General features: G+C 60.7%; 17 protein-coding genes. 8 read left to right on the top strand and 9 right to left on the bottom strand.

Features of this window, described 5'->3' with window-relative positions; genetic code table 11:
* Positions 1–147: 147 nt before the first annotated feature.
* The 8 genes from ACYZTX_RS07740 to ACYZTX_RS07705 form a co-directional block, all read right to left on the bottom strand.
* The gene (locus ACYZTX_RS07740) at positions 148–1,149 is read right to left on the bottom strand and encodes a diguanylate cyclase domain-containing protein (RefSeq protein ID WP_462033570.1); all 1,002 of its coding nucleotides are present in this window, start codon (positions 1,147–1,149) and stop codon (positions 148–150) included.
* A 48-nt stretch (positions 1,150–1,197) separates the two neighbouring features.
* Positions 1,198–2,208, bottom strand: a complete 1,011-nt coding sequence (gene cheB / locus ACYZTX_RS07735) for a chemotaxis-specific protein-glutamate methyltransferase CheB (protein WP_462033569.1) — start codon at positions 2,206–2,208, stop codon at positions 1,198–1,200.
* A complete protein-coding gene (locus ACYZTX_RS07730) occupies positions 2,205–4,493 on the bottom strand; it encodes a response regulator (protein ID WP_462033568.1) in 2,289 nt (762 codons plus the stop codon). The genes cheB and ACYZTX_RS07730 overlap by 4 nt, the downstream gene beginning before the upstream one ends.
* Positions 4,490–5,173, bottom strand: coding sequence for a chemotaxis protein CheW (locus ACYZTX_RS07725; RefSeq protein ID WP_462033567.1), 684 nt, complete (start codon positions 5,171–5,173; stop codon positions 4,490–4,492). The genes ACYZTX_RS07730 and ACYZTX_RS07725 overlap by 4 nt, the downstream gene beginning before the upstream one ends.
* On the bottom strand, positions 5,170–6,441 hold the full coding sequence (locus tag ACYZTX_RS07720; RefSeq protein WP_462033566.1) for a CheR family methyltransferase: 1,272 nt from the start codon (positions 6,439–6,441) through the stop codon (positions 5,170–5,172). Before ACYZTX_RS07720 ends, ACYZTX_RS07725 begins: the two co-directional genes overlap by 4 nt.
* Positions 6,438–6,974, bottom strand: a complete 537-nt coding sequence (locus ACYZTX_RS07715) for a chemotaxis protein CheW (protein WP_462033565.1) — start codon at positions 6,972–6,974, stop codon at positions 6,438–6,440. The genes ACYZTX_RS07720 and ACYZTX_RS07715 overlap by 4 nt, the downstream gene beginning before the upstream one ends.
* Positions 6,974–8,596 carry a methyl-accepting chemotaxis protein gene (locus tag ACYZTX_RS07710; RefSeq protein ID WP_462033564.1) on the bottom strand — a complete coding sequence of 541 codons (1,623 nt, stop codon included), beginning with the start codon at positions 8,594–8,596 and terminating at the stop codon, positions 6,974–6,976. The genes ACYZTX_RS07715 and ACYZTX_RS07710 overlap by 1 nt, the downstream gene beginning before the upstream one ends.
* A gap of 238 nt (positions 8,597–8,834) precedes the next feature.
* Positions 8,835–9,557: a tellurite resistance TerB family protein gene (locus ACYZTX_RS07705; protein ID WP_462033563.1), complete on the bottom strand. Its 723-nt coding sequence runs from the start codon at positions 9,555–9,557 to the stop codon at positions 8,835–8,837.
* A 188-nt stretch (positions 9,558–9,745) separates the two neighbouring features.
* Between ACYZTX_RS07705 and ACYZTX_RS07700 the strand changes: the two genes are divergently transcribed.
* The 8 genes from ACYZTX_RS07700 to ACYZTX_RS07665 all read left to right on the top strand — a co-directional run bounded on the left by ACYZTX_RS07700 (position 9,746) and on the right by ACYZTX_RS07665 (position 19,639).
* Positions 9,746–10,660 carry a LysR family transcriptional regulator gene (locus tag ACYZTX_RS07700; protein ID WP_008072897.1) on the top strand — a complete coding sequence of 305 codons (915 nt, stop codon included), beginning with the start codon at positions 9,746–9,748 and terminating at the stop codon, positions 10,658–10,660.
* A gap of 130 nt (positions 10,661–10,790) precedes the next feature.
* A complete protein-coding gene (locus ACYZTX_RS07695; RefSeq protein ID WP_462037004.1) occupies positions 10,791–12,248 on the top strand; it encodes a gamma-aminobutyraldehyde dehydrogenase in 1,458 nt (485 codons plus the stop codon).
* 82 nt (positions 12,249–12,330) lie between these two features.
* The gene (gene ydcS, locus ACYZTX_RS07690; protein ID WP_462033562.1) at positions 12,331–13,482 is read left to right on the top strand and encodes a putative ABC transporter substrate-binding protein YdcS; all 1,152 of its coding nucleotides are present in this window, start codon (positions 12,331–12,333) and stop codon (positions 13,480–13,482) included.
* A 169-nt stretch (positions 13,483–13,651) separates the two neighbouring features.
* Positions 13,652–14,689, top strand: a complete 1,038-nt coding sequence (locus ACYZTX_RS07685) for an ABC transporter ATP-binding protein (protein ID WP_462033561.1) — start codon at positions 13,652–13,654, stop codon at positions 14,687–14,689.
* Between the two features lies 1 nt (position 14,690).
* Entirely contained in the window at positions 14,691–15,638 is a 948-nt protein-coding gene (locus tag ACYZTX_RS07680) for an ABC transporter permease (RefSeq protein ID WP_462033560.1), read from the top strand.
* Positions 15,628–16,452 (top strand): ABC transporter permease, encoded by an 825-nt coding sequence (locus ACYZTX_RS07675; RefSeq protein WP_462033559.1) that lies wholly within the window; start codon positions 15,628–15,630, stop codon positions 16,450–16,452. The genes ACYZTX_RS07680 and ACYZTX_RS07675 overlap by 11 nt, the downstream gene beginning before the upstream one ends.
* A gap of 50 nt (positions 16,453–16,502) precedes the next feature.
* Entirely contained in the window at positions 16,503–17,927 is a 1,425-nt protein-coding gene (locus ACYZTX_RS07670) for a gamma-aminobutyraldehyde dehydrogenase (protein ID WP_462033558.1), read from the top strand.
* A 227-nt stretch (positions 17,928–18,154) separates the two neighbouring features.
* Positions 18,155–19,639 carry an APC family permease gene (locus tag ACYZTX_RS07665; RefSeq protein WP_462033557.1) on the top strand — a complete coding sequence of 495 codons (1,485 nt, stop codon included), beginning with the start codon at positions 18,155–18,157 and terminating at the stop codon, positions 19,637–19,639.
* Positions 19,640–19,677: 38 nt separating this feature from the next.
* Here the strand turns inward: ACYZTX_RS07665 and ACYZTX_RS07660 are convergent, their stop codons facing one another.
* Positions 19,678–20,304, bottom strand: a complete 627-nt coding sequence (locus tag ACYZTX_RS07660) for an RloB family protein (RefSeq protein ID WP_462033556.1) — start codon at positions 20,302–20,304, stop codon at positions 19,678–19,680.
* Positions 20,305–20,306: the final 2 nt, after the last annotated feature.

Here is a 20,306-nt window from a genome sequence, read left to right as displayed (position 1 = left end):
GGCCGCGTTCGGCGGCGAAGCCGTCGTAAACTATACAACACGGCCTTTCAGACAAACCGCGTACACAGGACTGGCGAGGACTTCGTCCTCGGACGCGGCCTCGCGGGGCTCGACCGCTGCTACAAGGGATCGTATTTCAATGGCGGGTTACTCAATCCCCACCTGATTACGCCCATTGTTCTTCGCCAGATACAGCCCCTTGTCCGCCGCCAAGATCAATTGCCGGCAATCGCTCCCCGGCTGCGGGGTCATGGTCGATAGACCAATGCTGATGGTCAAATTCGAACCTTCGGCCGGGGAAATGTGCGGGATCTTCAGCGCCGCAACGGACTGGCGGAGTTTTTCCGCGACCAGTCGCGCGCCGCCCGGCGAAGTATTGGGCAGCACCAGAGCGAATTCTTCGCCGCCGTACCGGGCCGGCAGGTCCGAAGACCGCGCACTGGCATCACGAATCGCCGTGGCCACTTTGCGCAAGGCTTCATCACCTTCAAGGTGGCCGAAGCTGTCGTTGAAGGACTTGAAGTAGTCGACATCGATCATCAGCAGCGACAGTTGGGTCTGCTCACGCAGCGAGCGGCGCCACTCCAGCTCCAGGTATTCGTCGAAATGCCGGCGGTTCGACAGCCCGGTCAGGCCGTCGGAGTTCATCAAGCGTTGCAGCACCAGATTGGTGTCGAGCAACTGCTGCTGGCTGACCCGCAATGCCCGGTAAGCCGCGTCACGCTGCAGCAAGGTCATGTAGGAGCGCGAGTGGTAGCGAATGCGCGCCACCAGTTCGATGTTGTCCGGCAGCTTGACCAGGTAATCATTGGCCCCGGCCGCAAACGCCGCGCACTTGATCAGCGGGTCTTCCTTGGTCGACAGGACAATGATCGGGATGTCCTTGGTCGCCGGATGGTTGCGGTACTCGCGCACCAGACTCAAGCCGTCAAGACCGGGCATCACCAGATCCTGGAGGATCACCGTCGGATTGATGCGGATCGCCTGGGCGATGGCCTGGTGCGGGTCGGCGCAGAAGTGGAAGTCGATATTGTCTTCGTTCGACAACCCGCGGCGCACCGCTTCGCCGATCATCGCCTGATCGTCTACCAACAACACCATGGCGGCGTTTTCGTCGGTTTTGAAGTCATCGAGCTGTAAATCATTCATGGGCTGTCACCTGAGTACTACTTGGACCAGGATTGCTGTGAAAATTCTTCATTTGGGGAATATCTCCAGCAATCGTGGCGCTATCTTGTCCAGTGGGCGGATTTCCATCGCTGCATCGATGGCCGCTGCCGCCTTCGGCATTCCGTACACCGCACTGCTGTGTTGATCCTGAGCGATGGTCAGGTAGCCCTGTTGGCGCATTAGTTTAAGCCCCTGCGCGCCATCGCGTCCCATGCCAGTGAGCAAAACACCCACGGCATCGCCGTTCCAGTAATTGGCCACGCTCTCGAAAAACACATCGATCGAGGGCCGGTAGATCTCGTTGACCGGGTCGGCGGTGTAGGCCAGCGTACCGTTTTTCAACAAGCGAATATGGTGGTTAGTACCCGCCAGCAGCACCGTGCCGCTTTGCGGCGGCTCGCCTTCCTGGGCCAGGCGCACATTCAGGCCGCTGGCGCTGCTGAGCCATTCGGCCATGCCGGCGGCGAACACCTGGTCAACATGCTGCACCAGCACGATGGCCGCCGAAAATTCTCGCGGCAGCCCCTTGAGCAAGACTTCCAACGCGGCCGGCCCACCTGCCGATGAGCCGATCGCTACCAGACACTGGCGCGAGACCGAACTGCGTAGCGGGCTCGGAGCCGATCGCTCCCGATTGCCCTTGTCTCCGATCAGCCAACCGATGTTCACGATCTTGCGCAGTAACGGGGCTGCCGCCTCTTGGGCATTGCCGGCACCGAGGGCCGGCGTATCGACCACATCCAGCGCTCCGTGGCCCATGGCCTCGAACACCCGATGCACGTTTTGCTCGCGGTCGACCGTAACGATGACAATCGCGCACGGCGTATCGGCCATGATCCGCCGGGTCGCCTCCACGCCATCCATCACCGGCATGATCAGGTCCATCAGGATCAGATCCGGCGTATTTTCGGCGCACCGTTGCACCGCCTCGGCCCCATTGCTGGCGACCCAAACCACCACGTGCGCCGGCTCGAACGCCAGGGCGCGGCGCAGGGCCTCCACCGCCATGGGCATGTCGTTGACGATTGCGATTTTCATGCCCGCGCGCCTCCAATGAGCTCATCCACCGCGTCAAGCAGGGCGTCGTCATGAAAACTGGCTTTGGCTAGGTAATAGTCGGCTCCAGCGTCCAGTCCACGACGACGGTCCTCTTCACGATCCTTGTAGGACACCACCATAACCGGAAGCGATTGCAGGCGATTGTCCAGGCGCAATAAAGACACCAGTTCGATGCCATCCATGCGTGGCATATCAATGTCGGTGATCAGCAGATCGAAATCCTCCGAACGCAAGGCGTTCCAGCCATCCATACCGTCCACCGCCACCGCCACGTCGTAGCCGCGATTGAGTAACAACTTGCGTTGCAGCTCGCGCACGGTCAGCGAATCGTCGACCACCAAAATCCGTTTTCGAGCGGCTTCAACCACCGGGCCGCCCTGACGGGCAATGCGCTCAAGGCGCCCGGTATTGAGCAGTTTGTCCACCGAACGCAGCATATCTTCGACGTCGACGATCAGCACCACCGAACCGTCGTCGAGCAAGGCCCCGGCGGAAATGTCCTGCACCTTGCCCAGACGCTCGTCCAGCGGCAATACGACCAACGTCCGTTCGCCGATAAAACGCTCGACCGCCACGCCGTAAATCGCCTCGCGCTCGCGAATCACCACGACTTTGAGGGTTTGCTGGCTGTTCTGGCTCGCCGGACGCTGCAGCAGCTGACTGGCCGCGACCAGCCCGACATGCCGGCCTTCGTGCCAGAAATGCTGACGGCCTTCGACCTGGACGATGTCCGCCGGCTCCAGATCGCACATCCGTTCGATGTGGGCCAGCGGGAAGGCATACGCCTCGTCACCGACTTCCACCACCAGACTGCGCACCACCGACAGGGTCAGCGGCACTTCGAGATGAAAGCGACTGCCCTCGCCCGCCGCCTGCTCCAGCACGACCGCGCCGCGCAACTGGCGGACCATGTGCTGAACCGCATCCAGACCGACGCCGCGTCCGGAGACCTCGGTGACCGTGTCGCGCAGGCTGAAACCCGGTAGAAACAGGAAAGTCAGCAGCTCTTCTTCACTCAGCTGCACCGCGGTTTCTGTCGGGGACAATTGGCGCTCGATGATGCTGCGGCGAACCTTTTCCAGATCGACGCCATTGCCGTCATCGCTCAGCTCCAGCACCAACAGACCGGCCTGATGGGAGGCGCGCAAACGAATCAGGCCTTCAGCGGGTTTGCCCGCCAATAGCCGTAGCTCCGGCGATTCGATGCCGTGATCCACGGCATTGCGCAGCAGGTGGGTCAGCGGCGCTTCAAGCTTCTCCAGCACGTCGCGATCGACCTGGGTTTTCTCGCCCTCGATCTCCAGTCGCACCTGTTTGCCGAGGCTGCGACCGAGGTCGCGGACCATGCGCTCTTGCCCGGCCAACACATCGGCAAACGGCCGCATGCGGCAGGCCAGCGCGGTGTCGTACAACACTTGCGCCCGTTGACTGGCCTGCCAGGCGAACTCGTCCAGCTCGGCATTTTTCTCTACCAACAATTGCTGGGATTCAGCTAGCAATCGGCGGGCATCGTCGAGGGCTTCCTGGGCCTCCAGGCTCAAGGTGTGGTCCTTGAGGTGGACGTTGAGGTTTTCCAGGGCCCGCAGGCCGTTGTTCTGCATGCGTTTGAGGCGCTGCATGGTGGCCAGGTGCGGTTTGAGCCGCAGGGTTTCCACCAGGGATTTGCTCGACAGATCGAGCAGGCTGTTCAGGCGTTCGGCCGTGACTCGCAGCACCCGTTCGCCGCTTTCGGTGGTGCGCTTAATCTTGCGCGGGGGCTCTGCGAAGGGCAGTTCGGCGACCGGGATTGGCGTCTCGACCTTGGGCGCCGGTGGTTCGAGCTGAAGCTCTGCCATCACTGGGACGATAGGTGCAAGGACCGGCGCGGGTGCCGCCTTCGGATCAAGCAACCGCGCCATCAAGGCCACATAGGCCTCGATATCCGCAGGTTCAGGATTGTTGTTCGGCGTCGCAATGCGCATCAGCAAATCGGTGCCTTGCAACAACGCATCGATGTGCTCGGGCCGCAGGTACAGGCGCCCTTCCTGGGCGCTGACCAGACAATCTTCCATCACATGCGAGACGCTGACCCCGGCATCGACGCCGACGATGCGCGCCGCGCCCTTGAGCGAGTGCGCCGCGCGCATGCACGATTCGAGGTGATCGGCCTGGGTCGGGTCGCGTTCCAGCGCCAAAAGACCTGCGCTCAGCACCTGGGTCTGGGCCTCGGCTTCCAGGCTGAAGAGCTCCAGCAAAGAAGCGTCGCGCATTTGCTCGGGGGTCATGTAAGGCTCCGGGTCACGGCGGACAGCAGCTGTTCTTCATCCAGCCAACGCAGGCTGCGACCTTTGAACTGCAACACGCCACGGGTGTATTTGCCGCTGGCCTGAGTGCCGGAGCGGGACGCCGCCTCAAGGAGGTGTTCGTCGATGGCGTGAATCCCGTCCACTTCATCCACCGGCACCACCACCGGCCCGCCGTGGGCGGCGATGATCAGCATCCGCGGCATGACCCGCGCGCCGGACGCCACGCTGCTGGCGCCGTCGAGCCCCAGCAGCTCCACCAGCGACAGGCACGCCACCAGAGCGCCGCGCACATTCGCTACGCCGAGCAAGGCCCGGGAGCGCTGGTGCGGCAACGAATGAATCGCTTGCAGCGGCGCCACTTCCACCAGACTACGGGTGGCCAGGCCCAGCCATTCTTCGCCGAGACGGAACATCAACAACGAACGGGTTTTCACCTCGCTCTTGACCGCGCTGGAGACTTGCCCGCGGTCTTCCTGCTGCAACGCGTACCGGTCGAGCAAGCGCGTCGCGGCGGCCGAATACACCGTGCAATTGCGGCAGTGAATGTGATCGCTCAGCAGTGGGCAGGACTTGTCGCCGTGGATACCGATGCGATTCCAGCAATCGTCGATGGCCTGGGCATCTTCATGGGTGAGGCTAAAGGTGTCGACGGCGTTCATCGTTTACGCTCACTGTCAGCGGCGCGCTCACTGCGGGCGGCGCGGTCCTGCAATCGTCTGGCACCCGCCGTGTCGCCCAAGGATTGCAGCAACGCCGCCAGGTGCATCAACGCGTCGGGATGTTGCGGTTCGAGGTACAACGCCTTGCGATAAAACCCTTGGGCCTCCAGGACTCTGCCGGCGACATCGCTGAGCAAGCCCAGCCAGTAAAAAACCTGGGCCACTGGCTCGTGACTGCGCAAATAGCGCTCGCACGCGACGCGGGCTTCAGCGCTTTTGCCTTCGTTGGCCAGCGCGGCAATGTTCGCCAGCAGCGCGGCGGCGTCCGGGTTGGCGGCTTTCGTCACGACAGGTAGCGGCGTCACCGTTGCGAAGGGCCGACTGCGAACGGGCGGCGGCGTCACGCTGCGCACCGGTTGGCGTACAGGCAAAGGCGTCGGAACGAAAGTCGGAAGGGGCGCAGGCTCAGGTGTGCTCTGACGACTGAACGCAAAGGACTGCGCGATGCCGATCGAACGCATGCCGAAACGGCCGAGCAAACTGCCCTCGGCCGGACCGATAAACAGCACGCCGTCGACATGGGTCAGGCGCTTGAGCACTTCGAACACTTGCTGCTGGGTCGGCTGATCGAAATAGATCAGCAGGTTGCGGCAGAACACAAAGTCATAAGGCGGCTCGTTGGCCAGCAACGTCGGATCCAGCAGATTGCCGACCTGCAAACGCACTTGTTCAAGCACCCGCCCGCTGAGGCGATAGCCCTCGTCTTCGGCGGTGAAATGCCGCTCGCGAAAGGCGATGTCCTGACCACGAAACGAATTCTTACCGTACAGCGCGTGCCGGGCTTTTTCCACCGACAACAGGCTGACGTCCATGCCTTCGACCTTGAACTGGTGCGGCTGGAACCCGGCATCAAGCAACGCCATGGCGATGGAATACGGTTCTTCACCGGTGGAACACGGCAGGCTGAGAATCCGCAGCGCGCGCATGTTGTTGATGTCGCTCAGACGTTTGGCAGCCAGTTTCGCCAGGGTGGCGAAGGATTCCGGGTAACGGAAAAACCAGGTCTCGGGGACGATCACCGCTTCGATCAGCGCCTGCTGCTCGTCCCGCGAACCCTGCAAGGTGTACCAATACTCATCGGCCGTCAGCGCGTTGGACGCCGTGCTGCGCTGACGCACCGCACGCTCGATGATCGCCGGCCCCACCGAGGTCACATCGAGACCGATGCGCTCTTTGAGGAAATCGAAAAACCGCTGATCGCTGCTCATGGCCGCTCCTCAAACAGCGCCAAGTCCAGTGGCGTCGACGGAAACAGCAGCGCGCGAACCTGCTTATCGAGCAAGTCGGCGACTCGCACCCATTGCAGCAAACCCTGAGCATCTTCGCGCACTGGCCCGAGGTACGGCGCCTGGCGATTGTCCAGGCCATAAGGCTGAAAATCCGCCGGGTTGCAGCGCAAGGTATCGGTGGCCTGTTCCAGAATCAGCCCGAGCAATTGCGCCTCAACGGTTTCATCCGGGCGGTAATTGACCAGCACCAAGCGTGTGCTGGTGCGGGCCTGGGCCGGTTGGCCGAAAGTCAGCGCACTGAGGTCGATCACCGGCACCACCGCGCCGCGATAGGCAAACACACCGGCCACCCAGTCCGGCGCGCGGGGAATCGGCTTCAACGGCAGGCGCGGCAGCACTTCCGCCACCTCGATGGCCTGCAAGGCATAGCGCTCGTTGCCGATGCGGAACACCAGAAACAATGATTGCAGCGCCGGCTTCACGGCGCTGCGTTTGGCCGTGAGTTCGCTCATCAGACTTTGAATCGCGAAACGCCGCTGCGCAGCCCTACGGCCACCTGGCTCAGTTCATCGATAGCGAAACTGGCCTGGCGCAGGGACTCGACGGTCTGGCTGCTGGCATCGCCCAACTGCACCAGCGCATGGTTGATCTGTTCGGCGCCCGTGGCCTGGGCCTGCATGCCTTCGTTGACCATCAACACCCGTGGCGCCAGCGCCTGAACCTGGTGAATGATCTGCGACAACTGCTCGCCGACCTGCTGCACCTCGGACATGCCGCGGCGCACCTCTTCGGAGAACTTGTCCATGCCCATGACCCCGGCAGATACCGCCGACTGGATCTCGCGCACCATCTGCTCGATGTCGTACGTGGCGACGGCGGTCTGGTCCGCCAGACGCCGCACTTCGGTGGCGACCACAGCAAAACCGCGGCCGTATTCACCGGCCTTTTCGGCCTCAATCGCCGCGTTGAGCGACAAGAGATTGGTCTGGTCGGCAACCTTGACGATGGTCACCACCACCTGGTTGATGTTGCCAGCCTTCTCATTGAGGATCGCCAGTTTGGCGTTGACCAGATCGGCCGCGCCCATCACCGAGTGCATGGTCTCTTCCATGCGCGCCAAGCCCTGTTGCCCGGAACCGGCCAACACCGAGGCCTGATCGGCGGCGGTGGAGACTTCGGTCATCGTGCGCACCAGATCCCGTGAAGTGGCCGCAATCTCACGGGACGTTGCGCCGATTTCGGTGGTGGTGGCGGCTGTTTCAGTGGCGGTCGCTTGCTGTTGCTTGGACGTGGCGGCGATTTCGGTCACCGAGGTGGTGACCTGCACTGAGGAGCGCTGAGCCTGAGACACCAGGGACGTCAGCTCGGCCATCATGTCGTTGAAGCCGTTTTCCACGGCGCCAAATTCGTCCTTGCGCGCAAGGTTCAGGCGGTTGCTGAGATCACCGGTGCGCATGACGTCGAGAATTTCGACGATCCGGTTCATCGGCGCCATGATCGCGCGCATCAGCAGCAGACCGCAGAGGCCGGCGGCCAGCACCGCGACCAGCAGGGAAATGCCCATGATGACTTGAGCGGTGAGCACGGCGTCATGGATGTCCGCCATGGCCTGATCTGCCCTGACTTTGTTGTACACAAGAATGTCATTTAGTTTCAGACGCCCCGCGGTCCACGTCGGGGTCAGCTGTTCGTTGAGCAACTTGATGGCGTCGGCTCGCTGGTCGCGCTGATGCAAGTCGAACACCGCGGCCAGCATCTTGCCGTAATCCTGATGGATTTTTTGGAAAGCCGCGAACTCGGCTTTGTCTTCTTCGGTAGTCATAGTGCCGCGATAGTTGTTCATCGCTTCCTGCACTTGCGCTTCATAGTTCTTGAGGTCGGCGACATCTTCGGCACTGACGCCCTGCCCTTCCTTCAGACCCAGCATCTCCTCAATGTGGAGGAAGCTGTCGACCCAAGCGCCACGAATCATCGAACTGTAATAGACCCCGGGAAGCGCGTCTTCACGTACGCTGTCTTCGCTGACCTCGATCTTCAACAGCCGCGAATACGAGACGACGACCATCAGCAACATGATGGCGATAATCACCGCAAAGCTCGCCAAAATGCGTTGGCGCAACGTCCAGTTCTTCACAGTCATTCCTCGGGGTGCAGTTCAAATGTTGCGGAGTATAGCTGAGGGCGGTGTTTCATTTGTAAGACAGGTGCGCACCACGTCTCATCTCGGCGCAAATTGCTGAAAAACCTGTGTGGCGAGGGGCTAGTTTCGTTTCGGAACGCACTGTTGTGATGCAAAAAAAATCGCAGGCTCCGCCAGTGCCTACGGTCGATGTAGGCATTGGCGAAACCTGCGATTTTTTTTAGGGCAACGCTTAGATAGAAGCCTGACGCACCTGCTTTTCCAACTCTGCCTTCAACCCCGGCTCTAATTTCAGCTGTCGCGCCAGTTCATCAAGGTAGGACTTCTCCATGAAGTTCTCCTCGTCCACCAGCATCACACTGGCGATGTACATCTCGGCAGCCATTTCCGGCGTGCTCGCAGCACGGGCGACATCAGTAGGGTCCAGCGGTTTGTTGAGTTCAGCGTGCAGCCAGTGCTGCAACTCCTGATCGTTATCGAGCTTGGTGAATTCACCTTCAATCAGCGCACGCTCGCGATCGTCGACATGACCATCAGCTTTAGCCGCAGCCACTAACGCTTGGAGGATCGCCTGGCTGTGCTGTTCAACTTGCGCCGCCGGCAAGCGGTCGATGGTTTGCGGTTCAGTCTTCGGCGCAGTGCCCTGCTGGGCCTGCCAGTTGCCATACGCCTTGTAGGCAATCACGCCCAATGCGGCGAGGCCGCCATAAGTCAGGACCTTACCGCCGACATTGCGCCCTTTCTTGCTGCCCAGCAGCAAACCCATGGCACCCGCCGCCAACGCTCCGCCGCCCGCGCCGGAGAGCAGGCTGCCGAGGCCGCCAGAACCACCACTGCCGCCGAGCAATCCGCCCAAGCCACCGCCAGAGGTCTTGTTTTGTGAGCCGCCGGCCTTGTTCTGCAACATGTCCTGACCGGACTTGAGTAGCTGATCGAGCAATCCACGGGTGTTCATTTGCTGCCTCCACGCATTCGGGTTAACCAGATCTTTAAGGCCACCAGCCTAGATCGAAAGTGCCCGGTGTCCGGGAGCGAGAGTGCTTCGAGATGTTGCGCAGCGCTCTTTAGCGGACCGCAGCCCTTCAGAAAAAAAGATATACACTCAGAAAAATCTATAAAAACCGCCCACCGGGTACATTCCCCATGATGACCTTGCGTCAAATCCGTCACTTCATCGCCGTGGCCGAAACCGGCTCAATCTCCGCCGCTGCACAAACCGCCTTCATTTCTCAGTCCACCCTGACCCTGGCCATCCAGCAACTGGAGCAGGAAATCGGTGTCGGCCTGTTCAATCGCCACGCCAAGGGCATGACGCTGACCCACCAGGGCCACCAATTCCTACGCCAGGCGCACCTGATTCTGGCGACGGTGGACAACGCCAAACGCAGCTTGCAACAGAGCACCGACCAGGTCGCAGGGCAGTTGATCATCGGTGTAACCAGTCTTGTCGCCGGTTACTACCTCGCGGATTTACTCACCCGTTTCCAGCGCGCCTACCCCAACGTCGAGATCCGCGTGATGGAAGATGAGCGCCCTTACATCGAGCATTTGCTGGTCAGCGGTGAAATCGATGTGGGCGTGCTGATCCTCTCCAACCTCGAAGACCGCCACGCCTTGCAGACTGAAGTGCTGACTCATTCGCCCCATCGGCTGTGGCTGCCGGCCCAGCATCCGCTGCTGGAACACGACAGCATCAATCTCGCCGATGTGGCCCGCGAGCCACTGATTCAACTCAATGTTGATGAAATGGACCGCAACGCCCAGCGCATGTGGTCGGCCGCCTCGCTGCAACCGCGCATCACGTTGCGGACAGCCTCGACGGAAGCGGTCCGAAGCCTGGTGGCCGCGGGTTTGGGCGTGTCGATCCAGCCCGACATGACTTACCGCCCTTGGTCACTGGAGGGCGACATCATCGAAGCCCGTCCGATCGCGGACCTGAGCCAGACTCTCGACGTCGGCCTGGCCTGGCGTCGCGGCACCGCACGCCCAGCGTTGGTGGACCCTTTCCTGACTGTCGCCCGTGAGCAACCCCACGGCGGGCGCAAGCCATCTATTTAATCGAACGCCACCTTCAGTATTTAGAATTTGTCGACCTCGGGCCTGAGCACTAGTCTTGCTGCATCTATAAGACGGCCGGGCCCCAGTCACAGGGAGCACCATGGCCACACAAGAAAAGAGAACCCGAAAAATGGCTGGCGCGCAGACCCCGTTGTTCACCGCGTTGTTGATCGATGGCGAATTGGTCGCGGGCCAGGGTGTTGTCGAGCCGATTCTCAACCCGGCCACCGGTGAAGTGCTGACGCACATTGCCGAAGCGAGCACCGAGCAGGTCGAAGCCGCGATCCTCGCCGCCCACCGCGCGTTTGCCGGTTGGTCGCGGACCACGCCGCAACAACGCTCGAATCTGCTGTTGGACATTGCCAACGCCATCGAAAAACAAGCCGACCTCCTCGCCCGCCTCGAATCCCTGAACTGTGGCAAGCCGTTGCACCTGGCCCGTCAGGACGACTTGAGCGCCACAGTCGATGTGTTCCGCTTCTTCGCCGGCGCCGTGCGCTGCCAGACCGGTCAGCTCAGCGGTGAATACCTGCCGGGCTACACCAGCATGGTTCGTCGCGATCCGATTGGTGTGGTCGCGTCGATTGCGCCGTGGAACTACCCGATCATGATGGCTGCGTGGAAAATCGCTCCGGCCCTCGCCGCCGGCAACACGCTGGTGTTCAAACCTTCGGAACACACGCCGCTGTCGATTCTGGCTTTGGCGCCGGCGCTGGCCGAGATCCTGCCGCGCGGCGTGATCAACATCGTTTGCGGCGGTGGTGAAGGCGTAGGCAGCCATTTGGTCAGCCATCCTAAAGTGCGCATGGTGTCGCTGACCGGCGATATCGTCACGGGGCAAAAAATCCTGCAAGCCGCCGCGAAAACTCTGAAGCGCACCCACCTTGAGCTCGGCGGCAAAGCGCCGGTGATCGTTTGTAACGATGCGGACATTCAAGCCGTGGTCGAAGGCGTGCGCACTTACGGCTATTACAACGCCGGTCAGGATTGCACCGCAGCGTGTCGCATTTATGCACAGGCCGGGATTCATGACCGCTTGGTGGCCGAACTCGGCGCGGCGGTCAGCAGCCTGCGCTTCGCCGGTAAGCGCGATGCCGACAACGAGATCGGGCCGCTGATCAGCACTCGCCAACGCGACCGCGTGGCCAGTTTCGTCGAGCGTGCCCTCGGCCAGCCGCACATCGAGCGGGTGACCGGCGCGGCGGTGCATTCCGGCGCCGGCTTCTATTACCAGCCGACCTTGCTGGCCGGTTGCAAGCAGAGCGATGAAATCGTCCAGCGCGAAGTCTTCGGGCCAGTGGTTACCGTGACCCGTTTCGATCAGCTCGAACAAGCCGTGGACTGGGCCAACGACTCGGAATACGGCCTCGCCTCTTCGGTCTGGACCCAGAACCTGGACAAGGCAATGCAGGTCGCGGCGCGGTTGCAGTACGGCTGCACCTGGATCAACAGCCATTTCATGCTGGTCAGCGAAATGCCCCACGGCGGCCTGAAGCGTTCGGGCTACGGCAAAGACTTATCCAGCGATTCGCTCCAGGACTACAGCGTGGTGCGGCACATCATGGCGCGCCACGGACAGCATCTCTGACTACGCTAGTAACAAGCCGCTAACGGCATGCTTCACCACGTTCAAAACTGCCCCGACCATAATTAAAGAAGAGGGAAACCCCATGTTCGTGCACAAGACCGCACTGCTCAGTGCAATCACTTCTGCGCTGTTGGCCAGCGCCAGTATCCAGGCCGCCGAATCGCTGAAAGCCGTCGGTGCCGGCGAAGGTCAGCTGGATATCGTGGCCTGGCCCGGCTACATCGAACGTGGCGAAAGCGACAAGGCCTACGACTGGGTGACCGGTTTCGAGAAGGAAACCGGCTGCAAGGTCAATGTGAAAACCGCCGCCACTTCCGATGAAATGGTCAGCCTGATGACCAAGGGTGGTTACGACCTGGTGACTGCGTCTGGCGATGCGTCTCTGCGATTGATCGCCGGCCAGCGTGTGCAACCGATCAACACGGCGTTGATCCCGAACTGGAAGAACATTGACCCTCGTCTCAAGGACGGCCCTTGGTACGTCGTCAATCAGCAAACTTATGGCACCCCGTACCAATGGGGTCCGAACGTGTTGATGTACAACACCAATATCTTCAAAACAGCGCCGGACAGCTGGAGTGTGGTGTTCGAAGAACAGACCCTGCCGGACGGCAAGTCCAACAAGGGTCGGGTCCAGGCCTACGACGGCCCGATCTATATCGCCGATGCGGCGCTTTATCTCAAATCGAAACAGCCGGAACTGGGCATCAAGGACCCGTACCAGCTCAACGAAGCGCAATACAAAGCGGCGCTGGACCTGCTTCGCAAGCAACAGCCCTTGATACACCGCTACTGGCATGACGCAACGGTCCAGATGAGTGACGTCAAAAACGAAGGCGTGGCGGCGTCCAGCAGCTGGGGCTACATGGTCAACGGCCTGGTGGCGGACAAGCAGTCGGTTGCCTCGGTCATTCCAAAAGAAGGTGCAACGGGTTGGGCCGACACCACCATGCTGCACGCCGAAGCCAAGCATCCCAACTGCGCCTACAAGTGGATGGACTGGTCGCTGCAACCGAAAGTCCAGGGTGACCTGGCGGCATGGTTCGGTTCGCTGCCGGCGGTTCCGGCGGGGTGCAAGGAGAGCGAATTGCTGGGTGCCGAAGGCTGCAAGACCAATGGTTTCGACCAGTTCGAGAAAATCGCCTTCTGGAAAACCCCGCAGGCTGAAGGCGGCAAGTTCGTGCCATACAGCCGCTGGACCCAGGACTACATCGCGATCATGGGCGGCCGTTAAGCCCTTTTAAGATCAAAAGATCGCAGCCTTCGGCAGCTCCTACGCCGATCGCATGCACCGCAAATGTGGCGCCCTATGCAAAATCTGTAGGAGCTGCCGCAGGCTGCGATCTTTTCACGGCACACCCGATTGAATTGATAGAACGCGCGCCTTTTTGGAGCACCGCACCATGACGCTTGCAGTCCAGTTCACCAACGTTTCCCGTCAGTTCGGCGAAGTGAAGGCCGTTGACCGGGTTTCCATCGATATCCAGGACGGCGAGTTCTTTTCCATGCTGGGCCCTTCCGGTTCGGGCAAAACCACCTGTCTGCGCCTGATCGCCGGTTTCGAACAACCGAGTGCCGGCTCTATCCGTATTCATGGCGAAGAAGCCGCCGGGCTGCCGCCGTATCAGCGTGACGTGAACACCGTGTTCCAGGATTACGCGCTGTTTCCGCACATGAACGTACTCGACAATGTCGCCTACGGTTTGAAGGTCAAAGGCGTCGGCAAATCCGAACGCCAGAAACGCGCCGAAGAAGCCCTGGACATGGTCGCCCTCGGCGGTTACGGCGAGCGTAAACCGGTGCAACTGTCCGGCGGTCAGCGTCAGCGTGTGGCCCTGGCCCGTGCCCTGGTCAATCGTCCGCGAGTGCTGCTGCTCGATGAACCGTTGGGCGCTCTCGACTTGAAGCTGCGCGAGCAAATGCAGAGTGAACTGAAGAAGCTGCAACGCCAGCTCGGTATCACCTTCATCTTCGTCACCCATGACCAGACCGAAGCGCTGTCGATGTCGGATCGTGTGGCGGTGTTCAACAAGGGACGCATCGAACAGGTCGACACACCGCGCAACCTGTACATGAAACCGGCGACAACCTTTGTCGCCGAATTCGTCGGCACCTCCAACGTGATTCGCGGCGATCTGGCGAAGCAATTGAGTGGCAATCCACAGCCGTTTTCGATTCGCCCGGAACACGTGCGTTTCGCCGAAGGGCCGCTGGCCAGCCATGAAATTGAAGTCAGTGGTTTGCTCCATGACATTCAGTACCAGGGCAGCGCCACCCGCTATGAAGTGAAACTGGAAAACGGCCAGACCTTGAACATCAGCCAGGCCAACGTCCAGTGGCTGGACGTCAGCGCCCAGCACCAGACCGGGCAACGCATCAGCGCGCGCTGGGCACGGGAAGCGATGATCCCGCTGCACGACACCGTTGTCGGCGGGGTGTGAGATGAACAGCGTGGCGATGACTCAAACCCCGGCCGGCGGCTCGCCGTTACGCAGGTTTTCCAACCTGCTGTATCGCCGACCGAACCTGTACCTGTCGATGCTGCTGATACCGCCGCTGCTCTGGTTCGGCGCAATCTACCTCGGCTCACTGCTGGTGCTGCTGTGGCAAGGCTTCTACACCTTCGATGACTTCACCATGGCGGTCACGCCCGACCTGACCCTGGCGAACTTCGCGGCCCTGTTCCAGCCCTCGAACTTCGACATCATCCTGCGCACCTTGAGCATGGCCGTCGTCGTGTCGATCGCCAGTGCCGTGGTCGCGTTCCCGATTGCCTACTACATGGCGCGCTACACCACCGGCAAGACCAAGGCGTTTTTCTACATCGCGGTGATGATGCCGATGTGGGCCAGTTACATCGTCAAGGCGTATGCCTGGACACTGCTGCTGGCCAAGGGCGGCGTGGCGCAGTGGTTCGTTCAACACCTGGGGCTGGAGCCCGTGTTGCAGTTCGTGCTGGGCATTCCGGGAGTGGGCGGCAGCACGTTGTCGACCTCGCACCTGGGCCGTTTCATGGTGTTCGTCTACATCTGGCTGCCGTTCATGATCCTGCCGATCCAGGCCTCGCTGGAACGTCTGCCGCCGTCCTTGCTGCAAGCGTCTGCCGACCTTGGCGCCAAGCCGCGTCAGACCTTCATGCAAGTGATTTTGCCGCTGTCGATTCCAGGCATCGCGGCCGGTTCGATCTTCACCTTTTCGCTGACCCTGGGCGACTTCATCGTGCCGCAACTGGTGGGGCCACCGGGCTACTTCGTCGGCAGCATGGTTTACGCCCAGCAAGGCGCGATCGGCAACATGCCGATGGCCGCGGCTTTCACGCTGGTGCCGATCGTGCTGATCGCCATTTACCTGTCCATCGTCAAACGACTGGGGGCCTTCGATGCGCTCTGACGCTTCCTCTCAAGATCAGGCTTCTCTGGGCCTGCGCATCGCAGCCTGGGGCGGGTTGGTGTTTCTGCACTTCCCGATCCTGATCATCTTCATGTACGCCTTCAACACTGAAGACGCAGCGTTCAGCTTCCCGCCCAGGGGCTTCACCCTGAAGTGGATCGGCGTGGCGTTCTCGCGCCCTGACGTACTGGAAGCGATCAAGCTGTCGCTGCAGATTGCGTCCGTCGCAACGTTGATTGCATTAGTCCTCGGCACCCTCGCATCGGCGGCGTTGTACCGCCGGGATTTCTTCGGCAAGCAAGGCATCTCGCTGATGCTGATCCTGCCGATTGCCTTGCCCGGGATCATCACCGGTATCGCCTTGCTGGCGACCTTCAAGACGCTGGGGATCGAGCCTGGGATGTTCACCATCATCGTCGGTCACGCGACCTTCTGTGTGGTGATCGTCTACAACAACGTCATCGCCCGGTTGCGCCGCACCTCACACAGTTTGATCGAAGCGTCGATGGACCTTGGCGCCGATGGCTGGCAGACCTTCCGCTACATCGTCCTGCCGAACCTCGGCTCGGCGATGTTGGCCGGCGGCATGTTGGCGTTTGCGCTGTCGTTCGACGAAATCATCGTCACCACTTTCACCGCCGGCCATGAACGCACCCTGCCGCTGTGGCTGCTCAACCAGCTCAGCCGCCCTCGGGACGTGCCGGTGACCAACGTCGTCGCGATGCTGGTGATGATGGTGACCATGCTGCCGATTCTCGGCGCCTATTACCTGACCCGGGGCGGCGAAAGCGTTGCGGGCAGTGGCGGCAAGTGAATTCCCTGACAATTCCAATAATGAATTTGCGGTAGAAAGAGGACAAAGCCATGCAATCCAAACTCTTGATCAACGGCCAACTGATCGACGGCGAAGGCCCCGCCCAACCGGTGTTCAACCCTGCGCTGGGCAGCGTACTGGTGGAAATCAATGAAGCCAGCGAAGCCCAGGTCGATGCCGCCGTGCGTGCCGCCGACAGCGCCTTCGAAACCTGGTCGCAAACAACCCCGAAAGAACGCTCGCTGCTGCTGCTCAAACTCGCCGACGCCATCGAAGCCCACGGCGAAGAGCTGGCCAAACTGGAATCGGACAACTGCGGCAAGCCTTACAGCGCTGCGCTGAACGACGAGATCCCGGCGATTGCCGACGTGTTCCGTTTCTTCGCCGGCGCCAGCCGTTGCATGAGCGGTTCGGCGGGCGGTGAATACCTGCACGGCCACACCTCGATGATCCGCCGCGACCCGGTCGGCGTAATCGCATCGATTGCGCCGTGGAACTACCCGCTGATGATGGTCGCCTGGAAAATCGCCCCAGCCCTGGCGGCCGGTAACACCGTGGTGCTCAAGCCGTCGGAACAAACCCCGTTGACCGCGCTGCGTCTGGCGCAACTGGCGTCGGAAATTTTCCCGGCCGGTGTGCTTAACCTGGTGTTCGGCCGTGGTCCTACGGTCGGCAGCCCACTGGTCACACACCCGAAAGTGCGCATGGTCTCGCTGACCGGTTCGATCGCCACTGGTTCGAACATCATTTCCAGCACCGCTGACAGCGTCAAACGCATGCACATGGAACTGGGCGGCAAGGCCCCGGTGATCATCTTCGACGACGCCGACATCGATGCTGCCGTGGAAGGGATTCGCACCTTCGGTTTCTACAACGCGGGCCAGGACTGCACCGCTGCCTGCCGCATCTACGCACAGGAAGGCATCTACGAAAAATTCGTCGAGAAGCTCGGCGAAGCGGTCAGCAGCATCAAGTACGGCGTGCAGGATGATCCGTCGACCGAGCTCGGTCCGTTGATCACCGCGCAACATCGCGACCGCGTGGCCGGGTTTGTCGAGCGTGCCGTGGCGCAACCGCACATCCGTTTGATTACGGGCGGCAAGGTTGTTGAGGGCAATGGCTTCTTCTTCGAACCGACGGTGTTGGCCGACGCTCAGCAGGACGACGAAATCGTCCGTCGCGAAGTGTTCGGGCCCGTCGTGTCGGTGACCAAATTCACCGATGAAGCGCAGGTGCTGGGCTGGGCCAACGATTCCGACTACGGCCTGGCATCGTCGGTCTGGACCTCTGACGTCGGTCGCGCGCATCGCTTGTCTGCACGCTTGCAGTACGGCTGCACCTGGGTGAATACGCACTTCATGCTGGTCAGCGAAATGCCGCATGGCGGTCAGAAACTGTCCGGTTATGGCAAGGACATGTCCATGTACGGGCTGGAGGACTACACCGTTGTTCGGCATGTGATGTTCAAGCACTAAAAGCTTCGCGAGCAAGCCCGCTCCCACATTTGATCGCATTTCCCCTGTGGGAGCGGGCTTGCTCGCGAAGGTGTCACCACGACCTCAAGGACGATCTTGGCAACACGCACCACCAGGTTCCACCCCAAGCAAACCAAAACAATAACCACCGATCCGGGCAGCGCCGTCATGGCCCTGCCACGGTTTTGGACATCCGAAATCTGCCGATTTTCCGGAGTTAACACACCATGAGTGCATCACCCGATCTCTCTGCAGTCGTCGCCGACAGCGATGCCGAGCAACTGCGCAAACTGGGCTACACCTCGAACTTCAATCGCAGCATGAGCCTGTGGGAAAACTTCGCCCTGGGCTTCACTTATCTCTCTCCGGTCGTAGGGGTTTATACCCTGTTCGGCCTGTGCCTCGCCGCCGGTGGGCCACCGATGTTCTGGGCTTATTTGCTGGTCGGATGCGGCCAGTTGCTGGTGTGCCTGATCTTCGGTGAAGTGGTCTCGCAGTTCCCGATTTCCGGCGGCGTGTACCCGTGGGCTCGCCGCTTGGTGGGCAAGCGCTGGGCGTGGATGGTCGGCTGGATCTACTCCATCGCCCTGTGTGTGACCATCGCTGCTGTTGCGGTGGGCGCCGGTCCGTACCTGGCCGCCATGATGGGCTTTGAACCGAGCAACAACACCAACATCGTCATCGCACTGTTTCTGACGCTGTTCGCCACCCTGGTCAACCTCAGTGGCACCAAGGTGCTGGCGCGGATCGCCATGTTCGGCTTCCTCTGCGAGCTGATCGGTGCGGTGATCGTCGGCGTTTATTTGCTGGTCTTCGAGCGTCATCAATCGATCAGCGTGTTGTTCAACACCTTCGATATCAGCATTGATGGCTCCTACCTTCCGGCGTTCCTCACCGCATCGCTGGCGGGGATGTTCCTGTACTACGGCTTCGAGGCCTGCGGCGATGTGGCCGAAGAAACCCCGAACCCGAGCAAACAGATCCCGATTGCCATGCGCCTGACCATCTACATCGGCGGCATCGCGGCGATGTTCGCCTGCCTGGCGCTGATCCTCGCTGTGCCAGACATGCAAGCGGTGATCAACGGCACCGACAAGGACCCGGTCAGCACCATCCTTAACAACGCCTTCGGCCCGGTGGGTTCAAAAGTGGTGATGGGCGTGGTCATGATTTCCTTCATATCCTGCGTCATCAGCCTGCAAGCGGCGGCGAGTCGTCTGCTCTATTCCTACGCTCGAGACGAAATGGTCATCGGCAGCTCACTGCTGAAGAAGATTTCCCCTACGACTCAGGTTCCGGTTGCGGCGCTGTTCGTGTCCGGCGTCCTACCGGCGCTGATCATTGTGTTGGGCTTCTTCCTGCAAGATGCGGTGGCAACCATCGTCAGCTTCGCGGCCATCGGCATCTACCTGGCGTTCCAGATGATCGTGCTCGCCGCGCTGTATGCACGCATGAAAGGCTGGAAACCGAGCGGCAAATTCACCCTCGGCGCCTGGGGCTGGGCAGTCAACGTCGGAGCGCTGGTCTATGGCGTCGGCGCGATCATCAACATGTCCTGGCCGCGCACGCCGGATGCGGCGTGGTACATCAACTATGCGATGGTGTTGAGTACTGCCATTGTTATTAGCCTGGGGTTGATCTACATGTGGCTGGCCAAGCCGTATGACCACGGGACTGCGCCTGCGGGGGATGCTTGGAAGGTTAGTCGGTAAATGATGTTGCCCAGCCCGCAGCGATGCGGGCTGGGTTGTTAGATCGGTTGAGGTTTGGAGAGGATTTCGAACTCATCCATCAGCAGATGGATTTCAGTGCTGGGGTTGGGTTCGCCGCTGTTGGCGACATCCTCGATAATCTTTGGCGCTAAAGCTCTCGCCTTTTGAAATGGCTCACCCAAGAGTTGTACAAAATAGTTGGTGTCATCGCCCTTCTCGTAATTATCCATGTTGGGTTTCCCTCTGAGGCTCTTGGCCACCAAGTCGCCTGGGGAATTCTTCCCGACCGCTCGAAATGGCTTTCGATTGAACCCGAAGTGCAGAAGTAACCAAAACTCGAAACAGGGGTATGAGGCGATGACTTTAATTTTCGGATGCGGCCGCGCCAGATCTATCGCTCGCTCAAAACACAGATGAGTATCGCGATCCAATGCACAAAACACCCTGTCGAAGACTTTCTGACGGGCGATGGCTGTTTCTACAATGCCACTTGGGTGAGTGACGCCGCAGTGAGCAATTTCCACTTGAGCGTCGGCACGAAAATGAAATGCGGCCTCCTCCAGATATCGTTTTCCTGACTTGCTGTCTTCACAGAGGATCAGCACTTTGGGTTGAGGCTTGAACCGCGGTGCCTTTCGATCAAACAGCCGTAGCGAACGCGCCATGA

This window comes from Pseudomonas sp. MDT1-17, assembly GCF_054898105.1.
This window is presented reverse-complemented; position numbering and strand designations above follow the sequence as displayed.

What these genes read in the sequence shown, in the direction of transcription:
- ACYZTX_RS07695 (WP_462037004.1), top strand. Translation starts at nt 10,791, where the DNA reads ATGGCTGGCGCGCAGACCCCGTTGTTCACCGCGTTGTTGATCGATGGC.
- ACYZTX_RS07665 (WP_462033557.1), top strand. Translation starts at nt 18,155, where the DNA reads ATGAGTGCATCACCCGATCTCTCTGCAGTCGTCGCCGACAGCGATGCC.
- ACYZTX_RS07720 (WP_462033566.1), bottom strand. Translation starts at nt 6,441, where the DNA reads ATGAGCAGCGATCAGCGGTTTTTCGATTTCCTCAAAGAGCGCATCGGT.
- ACYZTX_RS07660 (WP_462033556.1), bottom strand. Translation starts at nt 20,304, where the DNA reads ATGGCGCGTTCGCTACGGCTGTTTGATCGAAAGGCACCGCGGTTCAAG.
- ACYZTX_RS07680 (WP_462033560.1), top strand. Translation starts at nt 14,691, where the DNA reads ATGAACAGCGTGGCGATGACTCAAACCCCGGCCGGCGGCTCGCCGTTA.
- ACYZTX_RS07715 (WP_462033565.1), bottom strand. Translation starts at nt 6,974, where the DNA reads ATGAGCGAACTCACGGCCAAACGCAGCGCCGTGAAGCCGGCGCTGCAA.
- ACYZTX_RS07700 (WP_008072897.1), top strand. Translation starts at nt 9,746, where the DNA reads ATGATGACCTTGCGTCAAATCCGTCACTTCATCGCCGTGGCCGAAACC.
- ACYZTX_RS07685 (WP_462033561.1), top strand. Translation starts at nt 13,652, where the DNA reads ATGACGCTTGCAGTCCAGTTCACCAACGTTTCCCGTCAGTTCGGCGAA.
- ACYZTX_RS07740 (WP_462033570.1), bottom strand. Translation starts at nt 1,149, where the DNA reads ATGAATGATTTACAGCTCGATGACTTCAAAACCGACGAAAACGCCGCC.
- ACYZTX_RS07675 (WP_462033559.1), top strand. Translation starts at nt 15,628, where the DNA reads ATGCGCTCTGACGCTTCCTCTCAAGATCAGGCTTCTCTGGGCCTGCGC.
- ACYZTX_RS07725 (WP_462033567.1), bottom strand. Translation starts at nt 5,173, where the DNA reads ATGAACGCCGTCGACACCTTTAGCCTCACCCATGAAGATGCCCAGGCC.
- ACYZTX_RS07705 (WP_462033563.1), bottom strand. Translation starts at nt 9,557, where the DNA reads ATGAACACCCGTGGATTGCTCGATCAGCTACTCAAGTCCGGTCAGGAC.
- cheB (WP_462033569.1), bottom strand. Translation starts at nt 2,208, where the DNA reads ATGAAAATCGCAATCGTCAACGACATGCCCATGGCGGTGGAGGCCCTG.
- ydcS (WP_462033562.1), top strand. Translation starts at nt 12,331, where the DNA reads ATGTTCGTGCACAAGACCGCACTGCTCAGTGCAATCACTTCTGCGCTG.
- ACYZTX_RS07730 (WP_462033568.1), bottom strand. Translation starts at nt 4,493, where the DNA reads ATGACCCCCGAGCAAATGCGCGACGCTTCTTTGCTGGAGCTCTTCAGC.
- ACYZTX_RS07670 (WP_462033558.1), top strand. Translation starts at nt 16,503, where the DNA reads ATGCAATCCAAACTCTTGATCAACGGCCAACTGATCGACGGCGAAGGC.